The sequence below is a fragment of the Streptomyces sp. NPDC056373 genome, assembly GCF_042262425.1.
In the GTDB taxonomy this organism is placed as follows: domain Bacteria; phylum Actinomycetota; class Actinomycetes; order Streptomycetales; family Streptomycetaceae; genus Streptomyces.
The window spans coordinates 231,204-246,475 of sequence record NZ_JBHJPX010000011.1 but is presented as its reverse complement, the minus strand read 5'-3'; the positions used below and the strand labels follow the sequence as shown (position 1 = coordinate 246,475).

The window sequence follows — 15,272 nt, the reverse complement described above, 5'->3', positions numbered from 1 at the left end:
GCCACCACCCACCCGCAGTCGCCACCGCCCCGCCTCCCGGGCTACCGGGCGCCCGGCACCCCCTTCAGGTACCGCTCCGCGAACTCCAGCTCCAGCCGCACCTGCTTGATCCGTTCGTCCACCACCAGCGACCCGTGCCCGGCGTCGTAGCGGTACACCTCGTGCACCGCGCCCCGCGCCTCCAGGCGCTTGACGTAGTTCTCGATCTGCCGGATCGGGCAGCGGGGGTCGTTCACCCCGGCCGAGATGTACACCGGCGCCTTGACCCGGTCGACGTACGTGAGCGGGGACGAGGCCTCGAAGCGGTCGGGCACCTCCTCCGGCGTGCCGCCCAGGAGCGTGCGGTCCATCGCCTTCAGCGCTTCCATCTCGTCGTGGTACGCCGTGACGTAGTCGGCGACGGGCACCGCCGCGATGCCGAGGGTCCACGCGTCGGGCTGGACGCCGAGACCGAGCAGGGTGAGATAGCCGCCCCAGGAGCCGCCGGTGAGGATCAGGCGGTCGGGGTCGGCGAGGCCGGAGCCGACGGCCCACTCGCGGACCGCGGCGATGTCCTCCAGCTCGATGAGGCCGACGCGGTGCTTCAGGGCGTCCGTCCAGGCACGGCCGTAGCCCGTGGAGCCGCGGTAGTTGACACGGATCACCGCGTAGCCGTGGTCGACCCAGGCCGCGGGGCCCGCCGCGAACGAGTCGCTGTCGTGCCACGTGGGGCCGCCGTGGATGTCGAAGACCGTGGGGAGCGGGCCGGTCACGCCCCGCGGCTTCTGGACGAGGGCGTGGATGCGGCCTCCCGGGCCCTCCACCCACACGTCCTCCACCGGCACCGAGCCGGGCGACTTCATGCCGGGCGGGTCGAGCACGACACCGCCCGTCGTGGAGCGCACCGCCGACGGCTCGGCCGACGAGGACCACAGGAACTCCACGCTGCCGTCGGGCCGGGCCGTCGCACCGGACACCGTGCCCTTCGGGGTCGGGATCTCCGACAGGGCGCGGCCGGACAGGTCGTAACGGAACAGCTCGCTGCGGGCCTCGAAACTGTGGGCGATGAGCAGGCCGCTGCCGTCCGGGTACCACTCGGCGCTGACGTCGCCCGGCAGCTCCAGCGCCAGGTCCGTCTCCTCGCCGGTGGCCACGTCCCACACCAGGGGCTCCCAGCGGCCGCGGCGCTGGTGGCCGATGAGCAGGCGCGTGTCGCCGTCGACGGGGGCGAAGCCGAGGACCTCCAGGCCCAGCTCGCGGGTGCCGCCCTCGGTGTCGTCGAGGTCGGCGACCGCCGTGCCGTCGGGACGCAGGACGCGCAGCGCCGAGTGCATCGCGTCGCCGTGCTCGGTGTGCTCGACGGCGATGAGCGAGCCGTCGTGGGAGAGGTCGCCGACGCCGGCCGACTCGCGGTGGCGGTAGAGCTCCACCGGGTCCTCGCCGGCGCGGACGAGATGGACGGTCGTGCCGTCCTCGTCGGTGGAGCGGCCGACGACCGCCGTGCGCCCGTCGCGGCCGAGGGCGAGGCCCGCCGGGTAGGAGGGCTCCAGGCCCCCGGCGGCCGGTTCGTCGGCGCCGCCCTCGAAGGGCTGGCGGCGCCACACGCCGAACTCGTCGCCGTCCTTGTCGTCGAACCACCAGATCCACGCGCCGTCCGGGGACAGCACGCCGTCCGTCGTGCCGTTGGGCCGGTCCGTCACCTGGCGCTGCTCGCCGGTCGACCGGTCCCAGGCGTACAGCTCGTACGTGCCCGTGGCGTTCGAGACGAACAGGGAGCGGTCCGGCGCGTCCTCCGCCCAGTCGGGCAGGGACACCCGGGGCGCCCGAAAGCGCTTCTCCCAGTCCGGCATCCGCTCCTGCCGCCCCGCCCGTACCGCTTGCTGCTGGTCCCGCTGATCCCGCTCGTCGGACCCGTTGCTCTCAGTCATGGCCCCATACTGCCCGCCCGGGCCGACAATTCGCTCGCGAGGTCCCCAGCCTGTGGATAACCTCCACCAGTCCGCCCTCCGAGCAGGTCAGGAGTCCCGGCCCATGTACTCCCCCACCCCCGCCGACTGGAACGAGGCCAACCGCGCCCACTGGGACGAGCGCGTTCCGCTGCACGTCGCCGGTGACTTCTACGACCTGGACGGCTTCCGGGCCGGTCAGGACCCCTTGCGCGACTTCGAGCTCGCCGAGGTGGGCGAGGTCGGCAACCGCTCTCTGCTGCACCTGCAGTGCCACATCGGCCTCGACACCCTGTCCTGGGCCCGGCACGGCGCCGCCCGGGTCGTCGGCCTCGACTTCTCCGGACCCGCGGTCGACCTGGCCCGCGGTCTCGCGCGCGACCTGGGTCTCGGCCCGGACCGGGCGGCGTTCGTGGCGGCGGACGTGTACGACGCGGCGGCCGCGGTCCCGGACCCGTCGTACGACATCGTGTACACCGGCGGCGGCGCGTTGTGCTGGCTGCCCGACATCGGGCGCTGGGCCCGGACCGCGGCGTCACTGGTGGCGCCCGGCGGGTTCCTCTACCTCGCCGAGTTCCACCCGCTCACCGACGTCCTCGACGACGAGACCGGCTCGCGGATCGTGCACGACTACTTCGCCCGCGACGCCTGGATCGAGGAGAGGGCGGGGTCGTACGCGGCCGAGGACGCCGAGTTCACCCACGGCCGGCGGGTGGAGTGGCAGCATCCGGTCGGCGAGGTCGTCTCGGCGCTCGCGGCGGCCGGGCTGCGGATCGAGTTCCTGCACGAGCACGACGTGTCGCTGTTCCGGCGGTTCGGGAACCTCGAGCGGCGGGACGGCTGCTTCCGCTTCCCCGAGGGCCGGCCGCGGATTCCGCTGATGTACTCGATCCGGGCGCGCAAGGACTGAGCGCGGGGGGGCGCACGGGCGTCAGGAACCGGTCGGCGGCCCCGCTCCGTTGCCCACCCCGCGGGCCGGGGCCGCCCGACACCCCCGTACCGTGGGGGTGTGTACCGGTTTCTGCTGACGCCCCGATGGTGGGGGATCAACGTCTTCGTGCTGTTGTCCATCCCCTTCTGCATCTTCATGGGGTCCTGGCAGCTGAGCCGGTTCGAGGACCGGGTGCAGGACCATCGCACCGCGACCGAGCAGGTCTCCGAGGCCCGGCACGAGGTGCCCCGGCCGCTGAAGGACATGCTGCCGGTGGACAAGGCGACCTCCGGGAAGCCGGTCACCGCGAGCGGGCGGTACGGCAGGCAGCTGCTGGTGCCCGGGCGGGAGCTCGACGGCAAGCAGGGCTTCTACGTGCTGACGCTGCTGCGGACCGACGCGGGCGAGGCGCTGCCGGTGGTGCGCGGATGGCTGCCGGGGACTCCCGGCGCGGCGAAGGTTCCCGCCCCGCCGTCCGGCGAGGTCACGGTCACCGGGGCGCTGCAGGCGTCGGAGACGCCCGGGGACAACGGGGTCAGCGCTCAGGGCGGCCTGCCGGCCGGGCAGACCGCGGCGATCAGCGCCGCGTCCCTGGTCAACCTGGTGCCGTACGACGTGTACGACGCGTGGATCACCCTGTCCAAGGGCGACGCGGGGATGAAGGCGGTGCCCGCTGCCGCGCCGCCGGACTCGGGCCTGGACCTGAAGGCGTTCCAGAACCTGGGCTACACCGCCGAGTGGTTCGCCTTCGTGGGATTCGTGATCTTCATGTGGTTCCGGTTGCTGCGGCGCGAGGTGGAGTTCGCGCGGGACGCCGAGCTGGGCCTGGTCGCGGACGAGGAGCCCGTCACGGTGGACGCCGCTGTGAAGTGAGCGGCGCCTCCGCCCGCGCCGCGTGGGGCCTCAGCCCCTGACGGGCTGCCGGGTAGGGCCGCAGTGCCCGCCGCCGCGACGCGGCTGCCGGGTGGTCCGGGGGCCCCGAGGTGCCGCGCCCTCCGCCTACGATCCCGCCAGCACGCCCGTCCAGTACACCGTGCCCGCGCACGCGTTGGACACCGTCACCGAGCTCGCGCCCGAGCCGGTGACCGGGGTGTACGTCACCGCCACACTGCCGTCGACCGTGCCGTCCTCCCTGACCAGCTGGGGGGCCGTGCCCGTGTCGCCGCCGGTGGAGGTGCCGGCCGTGGTCGTCGGGTCCTCCGACGGGGTCGGGTCCGGGCTGGGGTCGGGGCCGCCGACGCTGCCGCCGGGGGTGGGGCAGGTCTCGGAGGGGACCCAGGCGAACTTCACGTCGTAGCCGATGCCCGGCTGGAGCACCAGCTGAGCGGCCTCCAGGGACGGGTCGGGCAGCAGACCGGCCGCCGCGTCGCCCGCGGTGTGCCGGGACGAACCGACCTTGCCGGCGTCGGCCGCGCCCTGCGGCGACGCGCTGACCGAGCCGGGTCCGGTGACGGTGCAGGCCGCGCCGGAGACGTTGGTGACACGGAAGGAGCCGGAGACCGCGCCCGTGGAGTCGGGGGCGTTGCTGCTTCCGGAGGCGGGGCCGAGCTGGGCGGCGGTGCACGCCGGGATGCCGGCGGCGACGGTCGAGGAGGGGTCGGCGCCCTGGGTCGCGCCGGTGGAGGCGCCGGGTCCCTTGCCCTTGTCCTTCTCCTTCTTCTCGCCCTTCTCCTTGCCCTCGGCCTTGCCGGAGGAGCCGCCCGCGGTGCTCTCGCCACCGTCCGGGCCCTTGCCCTGGCTCGCACCGCCCTGGGCCTGCGAGGTGTGGCCGATGGCGGCCGGGTTGGCCTCGGAGCCGGTGGCGTTGGAGACGTGCACGAGGGCGGGGACGGCCGTGCCGATGAAGAGCGCGGCGGCCGCCATGCCGACGACGGCCTGCCGCTTGCGGGCCCGCCGCTGCGGCACCGCCTTGCGCAGGTAGTCCAGGGTGCCGTCGCGCGGTTCCACCTCCTGCACCACCTGGTGCAGCATCGAGCGCAGGTCCAGCTCGTCCGAGTCGAGCCTGTCGGGGCTCTGGTCGTCGGGGCCGTGGTTCACAGTTCCGTTCCCAGCGTGCGATTGCTTCGGATCTTGCCCGTGCGGTGTTGTCGGCGCCTGCCACTCTCCCAGGCGCCGGACGGGCTCGGGGCCGTCGCGCCCCTTGCCGCCCGTGCCGTTGCCGCCACTCATACCGGCTCCTCCATGGCCACCCGGAGCGCCGCGATGCCGCGCGATCCGTAGGCCTTGACGGAGCCGAGTGATATGCCGAGCGTCTCGGCGACCTGCGCCTCGGTCATGTCGGCGAAGTAGCGCAGCACCAGCACCTCGCGCTGGCGGCGCTGCAGCCCCTTCATCGCCTTGATGAGGGAGTCGCGCTCCAGCTGGTCGTAGGCACCTTCCTCGGCGCTGGCCATGTCGGGCATGGGCTTCGACAGCAGCTTCAGGCCGAGTATGCGGCGGCGCAGCGCGGAACGCGAGAGGTTGACGACGGTCTGGCGCAGGTACGCCAGGGTCTTCTCGGGGTCCCGGACGCGCTTGCGGGCGGAGTGGACACGGATGAACGCCTCCTGGACGACGTCCTCGCAGGAGGCGGTGTCGTCGAGGAGGAGGGCGGCGAGACCCAGCAGCGAGCGGTAGTGCGCGCGGTAGGTCTCGGTGAGGTGGTCGACGGTGGTGCCGGCCGCGAGGCCGTCCTCCGCGCCGTCGCGCTGATTGGGTATGCGGGTCGGCCGCGCTGCGGGCACGGGCGCGATCACCGGCATGCCACCGGGCGTACCGGCCATGCGGGGTCGGAGAGCCGCCGGGCGGGGCGGTCGAAGGACCGTGCCGCGCGCCGCACTGAAGTCGAGTACCTCTGCCACGCCTGTTGGACACGCTGACCCCCGTGAGGGTTGTACGTGCCGGGCATCACTTTCACGCCGACCGTCGCCGTTGCCGGTCTACCCGCGTCAGGCAGCACAGTCGATGGTGCGTTCATGGCCCTCATGCGTCCCGCTCTTCCCTTATATCCAAATGTGAACGGACGTCCCCACGCCCGGTTCCAGGCGTCCCCACGCCTGTAAGCGCTCCCACGGCCGAAGGGCGACCGCAAAGACGCTCCCCGCCCTTCGCGCGGTTGCGGAGAACGGGGAGGTAAATCCTCTGATGTCGAAGCGCCACCGACAAGTGGTCCGGATCATCGATCGGCTCACATGTCGTCCACAGATCCTACAAACCACCTCTGACATCGGCCGGGGAATTCTGCGCGGCGGGACGCGACGGCACCGGGCGGCCCGCGGCCGGGGGTGTCCGCAGTGTGCGCCGGCTCACACGGGCAGGGCAGCCTGCGCGCCGGCTCACACGGTCAGGACAGCTCGGCCGCGACCACCTCGGCGATCTGGGCGGTGTTGAGCGCGGAGCCCTTGCGCAGGTTGTCCCCGCACACGAACAGTTCGAGCGCCGTGGGGTCGTCCAGCGCACGCCGGACCCGCCCGGCCCAGGTCGGGTCCGTGCCGACCACGTCGGCGGGGGTCGGGAACTCCCCCGCGGCCGGATTGTCGAACAGCACCACCCCGGGGGCCGTGGCGAGGATCTCGCGGGCCTTGTCGACGGTGACCTCGCCTTCGAAGCGGGCGTGCACGGTCACCGAGTGCGTGGTGATCACCGGCACCCGGACACAGGTGACGGCCACGGGAAGGCCGGGCAGGCCGAGGATCTTGCGGGCCTCGTCCCGCACCTTCAGCTCCTCCGACGACCAGCCGTCCTCGCACGCCGTACCGGTCCAGGGCACGACGTTCAGTGCGACCGGCTCGGGGAAGGGCCCGGTGTCGTCGCCGACGGCCCGGCGCACGTCACCGGGGTGCACGCCCAGCTCGGTGCCCGCGACCAGGGACACCTGCCGGCGCAGGGTCTCCACCCCGGCACGCCCGGCGCCGCTGACGGCCTGGTACGAGGAGGCGACCAGCTCGCGCAGCCCGAACTCGGCGTGCAGCGCGCCCAGGGCGACGATCATGGAGAGCGTCGTGCAGCTGGGGTTGGCGATGATCCCGCGCGGGCGCATCCGCACGGCGTGCGGGTTGACCTCGGGCACCACGAGCGGCACGTCCGGGTCCATCCGGAACACGCCGGAGTTGTCGACGACCACCGCGCCCTTGGCGGCGGCGACGGGGGCCCACCGCTCGGCGACCTCGTCGGGGACGTCGAACATGGCGACGTCCACCCCGTCGAAGGCCTCCTCGGTGAGCGCGAGGACCTCGGTCTCCTCGCCGCGCACGGTCAGCTTGCGGCCGGCCGAGCGCGGGGAGGCGATGAGCCGGATCTCGCCCCAGACGTCGGCCCGCTGGGACAGGATCCGGAGCATGACCGTGCCGACGGCTCCGGTCGCCCCCACCACGGCAAGCGTCGGACGCCCGGACCGTACGGTCCGGGCGTCCAGTCGGAGGTCGGCCATCAGCGGCCGGTGCCCCCGTAGACGACGGCCTCGTCGCTGTCGGAGTCGAGCCCGAACGCGGAGTGCACGGCGCGGACGGCCTCGGGCACGTCGTCGGCGCGGGTCACGACCGAGATGCGGATCTCGGAGGTCGAGATCAGCTCGATGTTCACACCCGCGTCGGACAGGGCCGTGAAGAAGTCGGCCGTGACGCCCGGGTTGGTCTTCATGCCGGCGCCGACGAGGGAGATCTTGCCGATCTGGTCGTCGTAGCGCAGCGAGTCGAAGCCGATGCCGGCCTTGTTCTTCTCCAGCGCGTCGATGGCCTTGCGGCCCTCGGTCTTCGGCAGCGTGAAGGAGATGTCCGTCAGGCCCGTGGAGGCGGCGGACACGTTCTGCACGACCATGTCGATGTTGATCTCGGCGTTGGCGATCGTGCGGAAGATCGAGGCCGCCTCGCCGGGCTTGTCCGGCACGCCGACGACCGTGACCTTGGCCTCGGAGGTGTCGTGCGCGACACCGGAGATGAGAGCCTGCTCCACCTGCTGTTCCCCTTGCTGTGTCGTGCGAACGACGGGCTCGCTGCTGACCCATGTGCCCTGCAGTCCGCTGAAGCTGGACCGGACGTGGATCGGGATGTTGTACCGGCGGGCGTACTCCACACAGCGGTGGAGCAGCACCTTCGACCCGGAGGCGGCCAGTTCGAGCATGTCCTCGAAGGAGATCCAGTCGATCTTCCGGGCCTTCTTCACCACGCGCGGGTCGGCGGTGAACACGCCGTCGACGTCGGTGTAGATCTCGCAGACGTCGGCGTCCAGGGCGGCGGCGAGGGCCACCGCGGTGGTGTCGGAGCCGCCGCGGCCGAGCGTGGTGATGTCCTTGGTGTCCTGGGAGACGCCCTGGAAACCGGCCACGATCGCGATGTTGCCCTCGTCCACCGAGGTCTTGATCCGGCCCGGCGTGACGTCGATGATCCGGGCCTTGTTGTGGACCGAGTCGGTGATGACACCCGCCTGGCTGCCGGTGAACGACTGGGCCTCGTGGCCCAGCTTTTTGATCGCCATCGCCAGCAGGGCCATGGAGATCCGCTCTCCGGCGGTCAGCAGCATGTCGAGCTCGCGCCCGGCAGGCATCGGGGAAACCTGCTCGGCGAGATCGATCAGCTCGTCCGTCGTGTCGCCCATCGCGGAAACCACGGCAACCACCTGGTTGCCGTTCTGCTTCGCTTCCACGATCCGCTTGGCGACGCGCTTGATGCCCTCGGCATCGGCTACGGAGGAGCCTCCGTACTTCTGCACGACAAGGCCCACGTGCGCTCCTCGCTCAATCCGTCTCTATCCGCTCATACGCATTCGTACCGCGGTCGGCTCAGTCTAACGAGCGTCCGAAAAACCCCTCCGCGATATCGCATGGTGAGATCTCGGGCCGCCCGTCCAGAGTCGCTCATGCCCATCTGGGCACAGGCCACTCGGGAAAGTGCCCGGCGTCACAATCGCACGAGCCACGGCCCCCGGTCGCACAACTTTCAAGCACTAGGGTTCGGCTGTGCGCGTACTCCTGGTGGAAGACGATGAACCGGTCGCCGAGTCCCTGCGCCGTGGCCTCAGGCGCTACGGCTTCGAGGTGGAGTGGGTCACCACGGGCGAGGCCGCCCTCGGGCACGAGGGTCCCTACGACGTCGTCCTGCTGGACCTCGGCCTGCCCGACACCGACGGGCTGGACGTCTGCAAGGCGCTGCGCGAGCGGGGCGACGTCCCGATCATCGTGATCAGCGCCCGCAGCGACGAGACGGACCGGGTGGTCGGGCTGGAGCTCGGCGCGGACGACTACGTCTCCAAGCCGTTCGGCGTCCGGGAGGTCATCGCACGCATACGGGCGGTCATGCGCCGCACGCGGCCCCGCACCCCCACCGGGACGCCCGATCCCGGCCCCGACCGCTACGGCAGCCGCCTGACGATCGACCGCAAGGCGGCCCGGGTACGCCTGGACGGCGAGGAGGTCGCCCTCGCGCCCAAGGAGTACGACCTGCTGACCTTCCTCACCGAGGAGCCCGGGGCGCTGATGTCGCGCGAACAGATCATGGAGGCGGTCTGGGACGCGAACTGGTTCGGCCCGACGAAGACCCTCGACGTCCACGTGGCGGCGCTGCGGCGCAAACTCGCCGGGGCGATCACCATCGAGGCGGTCCGCGGAGTCGGCTTCCGGCTGGAGATCGCCGGGTACGCCGGCACCGACGCGAGCGGGAACGACGCCGCCTCATGATCCGCCAGCTCGTCCGCAGTTACGTGCTGCTCGTCGCGGTCGCCATCGCGCTGTTCACCGTGCCGGTGGCGTTCACGCTCACGGACCAGCTGCGCGACGACACCCGGTCGGCCGTCACGCGTGAGGCCGACGCCATGGCCCTGCTGCTCGGCGACGGCCGCGCCGCCTCCTGCCAGGCGCTGGAGGAGATGGCCAGGGCCTACGACGACGAGATCCAGGTGACCCGCACGGCGGGTTGCCCGGCGGACCTGCCGCGCCCGGCGGCGGACGCGGCACTGACCCGGGCGCTGAAGGAGGGCGCCCCCACGACCGACTGGGGCTCCTCCTTCATCTGGGGCCCCGAGCTGGTGATCACCGTGCCCGCCCGGGCTGCCGGCACGGACCGGGTCGTCGGCGCCGTACGCATCGTCTACTCGACCGGCGAGATGACCAGCCGGCTGTGGCGGATCTGGGGCTTCCGGGCGGTCCTCGCCGTGCTGGTCCTCGGCGTGGCCGCCCTGCTCGGCGTCGCGGTGGCCCGGCGCCTCACCCGGCCGCTGCGCCAGCTCAACGACATGGCCAGCAAGTTCAGCGACGGCGATCTGACCGCCCGCTCCCCCGTGACGGGCCCGCCCGAGACCCAGACCCTGGCGCGCACCCTCAACCAGGGCGCCGAACGCCTGGACACGCTCATCGCGGCCCAGCGCATCTTCGTCGCGGACGCCTCCCACCAACTGCGCACCCCGCTCACGGCGTTGCGGCTGTCCCTGGACAACATCGCCGACGGCGTGGACGACGAGTTCGTGCGGGAGGACGTGGAGCTGGCGACGGCGGAGGTCGTGCGGATGAGCCGCCTGGTCAGCGGGCTGCTGGTGCTGGCCCGGGCCGAGGCGAAGGTGACGGCGGCCGAGCCGCTCCCGCTGCTGGACGTCGTGCGGGAGCGGCTCGCCGTGTGGAGGCCGGCCGCCGACGAGCGCGGTGTCACCATCGCGCTCAGGGGGAGTACCGACGGCCGGCCGTCTGTGCTGTCCAGTCCCGGTCATCTGGACCAGATGCTGGACAACGTGCTCTCCAACGCCCTGGAGGTCTCGCCCGACGGCGGGACGATCACCGTGCGGGTGGAGCCCCGGGGCGAGGTCGTTAAGGTGCGGGTCCTGGACGAGGGGCCCGGTATGTCGGACGCCGAGAAGTCCCGTGCCTTCGACCGGTTCTGGCGGGGCCAGGGCCTGACCGGGAAGTCCGGCTCCGGTCTCGGTCTCGCCGTCGTCAGACAACTGGTGACCGACGACGGCGGGACGGTGGCGCTGACGGACGTGCCGGAGGGCGGCGGCCTGTGCGTGACGATCACGCTGCGGGCGTCCCACCGCGGCGGCGGCTGACCGGGCTCAGCCCTGCGGCATCTTCGAGGAGTGGTGGTTCACGATCAGCCACTTGCCGTTCGGCTGCTTCTCGTAGGCGTAGGTGTAGCGGGCCTCGACGGTGCTCTTCTCGCCCGTCTCGTGGTCGGTGAGCGAGAACTCGTAGACGCCGGTGTCGATGACGGTGTCGCGGTCGAGGACGTTGACGACGGACTCGACCTTCGTCCCGTAGGGCTTGTTCCGCAGGAAGTGCTCGAAGTAGTCGACGATCCCGGCTCTGTCGGTGCGGACCTGGTCGGACACGGTCGGCAGCAGCACCGCGTCCTTCGCGTACAGGTCGGCGACCTTCTTCGGATCGCCGGTCTGCAGCGCGGCGTTCCAGTTGTCGAACAGCCCGAGCACCTGCGCCCTGGTCATCGGCTTGGCGTGCTTCTCGCCCTTGCCCCGCGCGTCCGCTCCGGCGACCCCGGTGCCGAGGGCGAAGGCGCCGGCGGCCAGGACGGCGGTGGCGGTGGCTATGGCTGTGCGCCTGCGGGCGGGGCGGCGGTCCATGACATCTCCATGGGATCGAGGGGAGTCCGCTTCCCTCCGCGTTGTCCGCGGTGGAAGTGACTCCAGCCTCGCGTTCCACCGGCCAGGGCCCGTGCAGCCCACGTACAGGGGACGTACAAGGAGCCTCCAAATCACGCGGTGCGAGCGGGCGTCGGGCGCTACGGTCGGGGCATGGAGACCTTGCGCTACGTGGCGTTCAGCACGGATCCCGAGGGCGGCAACCCCGCGGGGGTGGTGCTCGACGCGGGCGGCGCCGACGACGCGGCGATGCTGGCGACGGCGGCCGAAGTCGGCTACTCGGAGACCGCGTTCGTGACCGGCTCCGGGGAAGGCGCCCTGGACGTGCGGTACTTCAGCCCGCTCGCCGAGGTGCCGTTCTGCGGACACGCGACGATCGCCACGGCCGTGGCGCACGCGGAGCGGCACGGCACCGGACGGCTGCTGCTGCGCACCCAGGCCGGCCCGGTCACCGTCACCACCGACCGGGCGCCGGACGGCAGCCTCGTGGCGACGCTGGTGAGCGTGGCCCCGCGCACGGTCCCCCTCGAAGAGGCCGACTTCAGCGAACTACTGGCGATCCTCGGCTGGTCCGCCGGCGACCTGGACCCGGCGCTGCCGCCCCGGGTCGCCTTCGCCGGGGCCTGGCACCCGGTCATCGCCGCCGCGAGCCGCGAGCGGCTGGCGGACCTGGACTACGACATGGCCGCGCTCGCCGCCCTCATGGCGCGCCGGGACTGGACCACGATCGACCTGGTCCGGCGGGAGTCGCCCACCGTCTTCCACGCCCGCAACCCGTTCCCGCCCGGCGGTGTGGTCGAGGACCCGGCGACGGGGGCGGCGGCCGCCGCGTTCGGCGGCTACCTGCGCGAGTTCGGCCTCGTACCGACCCCTGCCACCCTGACGATTCATCAGGGCGTGGACCTGGGGCGGCCCAGCACGATCACCGTGACGGTACCGGCGGAACCGGGCACGGGCATCGGTGTGACGGGGACGGCCGTACGGCTCTGATCCTCAGCGGCCCAGTGGCCCACGGCTCAACGGCTGAACCGCTGAGACGAAGGCCGCCCAGGCGGGGGCGGGGACGGTGAGTTGGGGGCCTGCGGGGTTCTTGGAGTCGCGGATGTGGATCGCGGCGGACCGGGCGACTTCGAGGCAGGCACCGCCCTCGGAGTCGCTGTAGCTCGACTTGATCCAGCGCTGCTGGTCACTCATGACTGATCCACCATCCGCTCGATGAAACGCACGGACTCGTCCGGACTGAGAGCCTGCGTGCGGATCATGCTAAGCCGCTCCGTGGCGCGACTGACAGCCCCTGGTTCGGTCGTCATGTCGCTCCCCAACTGCCCTTCGGCGTACGCGAAACGCTCGTGGTCACGCGTTTCCAGCAGCACCAGAGGTCCCAAAAGGGCTGCGGTGATGGCTCCTTCGAATGGCAGGACCTGCACCACGACGTTCCTCAGCCGGGAGACCTCCAGCAGGCGGTGCAGCTGCTCCGCGTCCACCTGCGAACTGCGCAGTGCCGCCTCGTAGATGACGAAGCAGAGGGCCACCGGCGGCTTTGGTTCAGTGAGGATCACCTGCCGCTCCAGGCGGGCGGTGATCCGTTCCTCCGTCGTCTCCGCGTCCAGGGGCGGCACATGGTTCTCGATGAGTGTTTGTGCGTAGCGCTTGGTCTGCAACAAGCCTGGGATGTACATGGCTTCGTACCACCAGAGACTGATCGCCTCCCGCTCCCTCTCCATGAAGTCCTGCGCCCGCGCCGGGAACTTCTCCCTCTGCAGGTACTCCTTGGCCGCGCTCAGCAACCCCTCCGCCCGGCACAGCTCGTCAGCCGCGTCGAGAACCCGGGGCGTCGGCATGCGGACGCCCTGTTCCATGGACTTGATCGTGTCCGGGGAGTAGTTGGCGGCGGTGGCCAGTTCCTCACGGCTGACATTTGCCTTGGTGCGCCAGCGCTTCAGCTGGTTGCCGCTGTAGCGCCAGGCGACCGGCGGCTGGGAATTGGAGTTGTACTGGCCCGGCACAGCGCCCACCTCCGACGGTTACATCAGCGTGTGTACCACCACAGTCGCTACCGAGCGTAGCCGGGCGGGCAGCAGAGTGTGGCCATGACGAACGCGATTCACCGCCCTGAGTGGGTTCCGGCAGCAGGTCACCAACTCCACGTGACGGGCGTGCACTTCGACGCGGTGCGGGTCGAGGGCGTGCGGGGGGAGCTGGTCGCCGAGTGGCTGATCGAGGTGTCGGACGGGGACGCGGGGCCGATCGTGTGCGAGGCGAGCCGGCCGCGATGGGTGTACTTCCTGCTCGCCCCCGGGGCGGTACGGAGGCGCGACTGGCCACTCGGCGTACAGCAGTTGGGCGGCCGGGACCCGCGTACGGTCACCGTCACGTACATCGGGATCCCGGCCCTCGAGGGAAACACCTGGCCGCTCAGGTGGTACAGCGAGCCGACGCCGACCGCTCCCTACGTCGACGGGGAGGCCCTGGCCGCCGCCGTGGGCGGGTGAGGGGAACCGGAGGCGACTACTGCGACTACGTGGCCGGGCGCAGCCCCAGCGGCCCCGCGATCTCCTCCGCCATCACCCGGCCCGCCTCGATCTCCAGCGTGTCGTCGCCCATGCCCTGGTCCGTGTCCAGGCCGTCGAGTTCGGCGAGGGGCTGGTCGAGGCGCACGTGGGCGAGGACCGACTGCAGGGCCCGCAGGCTCGCCGAGGCGGTGGAGCCCCAGTTGGAGAAGTAGGAGAACTGCCACCACCACAGGGCCTCCGTGGTGCGGCCCGCCCGGTAGTGGGACATGCCGTGGCGCAGGTCCGTGATGACGTCCGTGAGGTCGTCGGAGATCCGGGCCGGGACCGGGGCCTTGCGCGGCTCGTAGGGGTCGAAGACCTCGGAGTAGACGTCGATCGGGTCCAGCAGGCGGGCCAGGTTCTCGCGGAGTTCGTCGACGTCCGCCTCGGGGCCCGAGTCGGGTTCGTAGCGCTCGTCGGGCACGATGTCCTCGTGCGCGCCGAGCCGGCCGCCGGCCAGCAGGAGCTGGGAGACCTCCAGGAGGAGGAAGGGCACGGCGGATTCCGGCTCGTCGCCCTTGGCGACCTCCGTGACCGCGACCAGGAAGCTCTCGATCTGGTCCGCGATCTGGACCGCGAAATCGTCCGGGTTCTGGTCGGTCGCGTGCAGCGTGGCGTCAGACATCTAGGAGTCGTCTCCCCTCGAAGGCGCGTCCGAGGGTGACCTCGTCCGCGTATTCCAGGTCCCCACCCACCGGGAGGCCGCTGGCCAGGCGGGTGACCTTCAGGCCCATGGGCTTGATCATGCGGGCGAGGTACGTCGCCGTCGCCTCGCCCTCCAGGTTCGGGTCCGTGGCGAGGATCAGCTCGGTGACCGTGCCGTCGGCGAGCCGGGCCAGGAGCTCCCTGATGCGCAGGTCGTCGGGGCCCACCCCGTCGATCGGGCTGATGGCGCCGCCCAGGACGTGGTAGCGGCCCCGGAACTCACGTGTGCGCTCGATCGCCACGACGTCCTTGGGCTCCTCGACCACACAGATGACGGCCGGGTCGCGGCGGGTGTCGCGGCAGATGTTGCACAGCTCCTCCTGTGCGACGTTGCCGCAGGTCGCGCAGAAGCGGACCTTCGCCTTGACCTCCATCAGGGCCTGTGCGAGACGCCGTACGTCCGTCGGCTCGGCCTGCAGGATGTGGAAGGCGATCCGCTGGGCGCTCTTCGGACCGACGCCGGGCAGCCGCCCCAGCTCGTCGATCAGGTCCTGGACCACGCCTTCGTACAACGGACTGCCCTTCCTGGGTCTTCGGGTCGGTGCGTACCGTCCCGTACGTACCGTAGTTGTCTGCCGCCTGTCCGAGGAAGGCGGTGCGCCG

Annotated in this window: 16 protein-coding genes; 6 read left to right on the top strand and 10 right to left on the bottom strand. The window is 71.7% G+C overall.

The annotated features are described in order from the left end of the window. Window positions 1-41: 41 nt before the first annotated feature. Window positions 42-1,907 (bottom strand): prolyl oligopeptidase family serine peptidase, encoded by a 1,866-nt coding sequence (locus ACFCXS_RS24645; RefSeq protein ID WP_376645491.1) that lies wholly within the window; start codon window positions 1,905-1,907, stop codon window positions 42-44. A gap of 103 nt (window positions 1,908-2,010) precedes the next feature. On the opposite strand from ACFCXS_RS24645, the gene ACFCXS_RS24640 reads away from it, so the two are divergent. Further along, the gene (locus ACFCXS_RS24640; protein ID WP_376645490.1) at window positions 2,011-2,835 is read left to right on the top strand and encodes a class I SAM-dependent methyltransferase; all 825 of its coding nucleotides are present in this window, start codon (window positions 2,011-2,013) and stop codon (window positions 2,833-2,835) included. Window positions 2,836-2,934: 99 nt separating this feature from the next. Next, window positions 2,935-3,729 (top strand): SURF1 family protein, encoded by a 795-nt coding sequence (locus ACFCXS_RS24635; RefSeq protein ID WP_376645489.1) that lies wholly within the window; start codon window positions 2,935-2,937, stop codon window positions 3,727-3,729. Between the two features lie 126 nt (window positions 3,730-3,855). Here the strand turns inward: ACFCXS_RS24635 and ACFCXS_RS24630 are convergent, their stop codons facing one another. The 4 genes from ACFCXS_RS24630 to ACFCXS_RS24615 form a co-directional block, all read right to left on the bottom strand. Beyond that, a complete protein-coding gene (locus ACFCXS_RS24630; RefSeq protein ID WP_376645488.1) occupies window positions 3,856-4,893 on the bottom strand; it encodes a hypothetical protein in 1,038 nt (345 codons plus the stop codon). A gap of 128 nt (window positions 4,894-5,021) precedes the next feature. Then, entirely contained in the window at window positions 5,022-5,597 is a 576-nt protein-coding gene (locus ACFCXS_RS24625) for a SigE family RNA polymerase sigma factor (protein WP_376645487.1), read from the bottom strand. Between the two features lie 581 nt (window positions 5,598-6,178). After that, the gene (locus ACFCXS_RS24620; RefSeq protein WP_376645486.1) at window positions 6,179-7,264 is read right to left on the bottom strand and encodes an aspartate-semialdehyde dehydrogenase; all 1,086 of its coding nucleotides are present in this window, start codon (window positions 7,262-7,264) and stop codon (window positions 6,179-6,181) included. Then, a complete protein-coding gene (locus tag ACFCXS_RS24615; protein WP_376645485.1) occupies window positions 7,264-8,553 on the bottom strand; it encodes an aspartate kinase in 1,290 nt (429 codons plus the stop codon). The genes ACFCXS_RS24620 and ACFCXS_RS24615 overlap by 1 nt, the downstream gene beginning before the upstream one ends. 235 nt (window positions 8,554-8,788) lie before the next feature. Between ACFCXS_RS24615 and ACFCXS_RS24610 the strand changes: the two genes are divergently transcribed. Both ACFCXS_RS24610 and ACFCXS_RS24605 read left to right on the top strand, forming a co-directional pair. Continuing rightward, entirely contained in the window at window positions 8,789-9,505 is a 717-nt protein-coding gene (locus ACFCXS_RS24610) for a response regulator transcription factor (RefSeq protein WP_376645484.1), read from the top strand. Next, a complete protein-coding gene (locus ACFCXS_RS24605) occupies window positions 9,502-10,863 on the top strand; it encodes a sensor histidine kinase (protein ID WP_376645483.1) in 1,362 nt (453 codons plus the stop codon). The genes ACFCXS_RS24610 and ACFCXS_RS24605 overlap by 4 nt, the downstream gene beginning before the upstream one ends. A 6-nt stretch (window positions 10,864-10,869) precedes the next feature. Here the strand turns inward: ACFCXS_RS24605 and ACFCXS_RS24600 are convergent, their stop codons facing one another. Beyond that, a complete protein-coding gene (locus tag ACFCXS_RS24600; protein WP_376645482.1) occupies window positions 10,870-11,394 on the bottom strand; it encodes an SgcJ/EcaC family oxidoreductase in 525 nt (174 codons plus the stop codon). Between the two features lie 171 nt (window positions 11,395-11,565). Here ACFCXS_RS24600 and ACFCXS_RS24595 point away from each other — a divergent pair, with 171 nt between their 5' ends. Then, window positions 11,566-12,402: a PhzF family phenazine biosynthesis protein gene (locus ACFCXS_RS24595; RefSeq protein ID WP_376645481.1), complete on the top strand. Its 837-nt coding sequence runs from the start codon at window positions 11,566-11,568 to the stop codon at window positions 12,400-12,402. 3 nt (window positions 12,403-12,405) lie between these two features. Here the strand turns inward: ACFCXS_RS24595 and ACFCXS_RS24590 are convergent, their stop codons facing one another. Both ACFCXS_RS24590 and ACFCXS_RS24585 read right to left on the bottom strand, forming a co-directional pair. Next, window positions 12,406-12,606 carry a DUF397 domain-containing protein gene (locus tag ACFCXS_RS24590; RefSeq protein ID WP_376645480.1) on the bottom strand — a complete coding sequence of 67 codons (201 nt, stop codon included), beginning with the start codon at window positions 12,604-12,606 and terminating at the stop codon, window positions 12,406-12,408. Beyond that, window positions 12,603-13,418 (bottom strand): helix-turn-helix domain-containing protein, encoded by an 816-nt coding sequence (locus ACFCXS_RS24585; protein WP_376645479.1) that lies wholly within the window; start codon window positions 13,416-13,418, stop codon window positions 12,603-12,605. Before ACFCXS_RS24585 ends, ACFCXS_RS24590 begins: the two co-directional genes overlap by 4 nt. 78 nt (window positions 13,419-13,496) lie before the next feature. On the opposite strand from ACFCXS_RS24585, the gene ACFCXS_RS24580 reads away from it, so the two are divergent. Beyond that, window positions 13,497-13,904, top strand: a complete 408-nt coding sequence (locus ACFCXS_RS24580; RefSeq protein ID WP_376645478.1) for a hypothetical protein — start codon at window positions 13,497-13,499, stop codon at window positions 13,902-13,904. A gap of 25 nt (window positions 13,905-13,929) precedes the next feature. On the opposite strand, the gene ACFCXS_RS24575 is transcribed toward ACFCXS_RS24580, so the two are convergent. Next, window positions 13,930-14,589, bottom strand: a complete 660-nt coding sequence (locus tag ACFCXS_RS24575) for a DUF5063 domain-containing protein (protein WP_376645477.1) — start codon at window positions 14,587-14,589, stop codon at window positions 13,930-13,932. Further along, on the bottom strand, window positions 14,582-15,181 hold the full coding sequence (recR, locus tag ACFCXS_RS24570; protein WP_003991835.1) for a recombination mediator RecR: 600 nt from the start codon (window positions 15,179-15,181) through the stop codon (window positions 14,582-14,584). Before recR ends, ACFCXS_RS24575 begins: the two co-directional genes overlap by 8 nt. Window positions 15,182-15,272: the final 91 nt, after the last annotated feature.

Excerpts from the sequence above, each read along its gene's own strand:
- ACFCXS_RS24645 (WP_376645491.1), bottom strand. The coding sequence starts at position 1,907 with ATGACTGAGAGCAACGGGTCCGACGAGCGGGATCAGCGGGACCAGCAG.
- ACFCXS_RS24640 (WP_376645490.1), top strand. The coding sequence starts at position 2,011 with ATGTACTCCCCCACCCCCGCCGACTGGAACGAGGCCAACCGCGCCCAC.
- ACFCXS_RS24625 (WP_376645487.1), bottom strand. The coding sequence starts at position 5,597 with ATGCCGGTGATCGCGCCCGTGCCCGCAGCGCGGCCGACCCGCATACCC.
- ACFCXS_RS24620 (WP_376645486.1), bottom strand. The coding sequence starts at position 7,264 with ATGGCCGACCTCCGACTGGACGCCCGGACCGTACGGTCCGGGCGTCCG.
- ACFCXS_RS24605 (WP_376645483.1), top strand. The coding sequence starts at position 9,502 with ATGATCCGCCAGCTCGTCCGCAGTTACGTGCTGCTCGTCGCGGTCGCC.
- ACFCXS_RS24600 (WP_376645482.1), bottom strand. The coding sequence starts at position 11,394 with ATGGACCGCCGCCCCGCCCGCAGGCGCACAGCCATAGCCACCGCCACC.
- ACFCXS_RS24595 (WP_376645481.1), top strand. The coding sequence starts at position 11,566 with ATGGAGACCTTGCGCTACGTGGCGTTCAGCACGGATCCCGAGGGCGGC.
- ACFCXS_RS24590 (WP_376645480.1), bottom strand. The coding sequence starts at position 12,606 with ATGAGTGACCAGCAGCGCTGGATCAAGTCGAGCTACAGCGACTCCGAG.
- ACFCXS_RS24575 (WP_376645477.1), bottom strand. The coding sequence starts at position 14,589 with ATGTCTGACGCCACGCTGCACGCGACCGACCAGAACCCGGACGATTTC.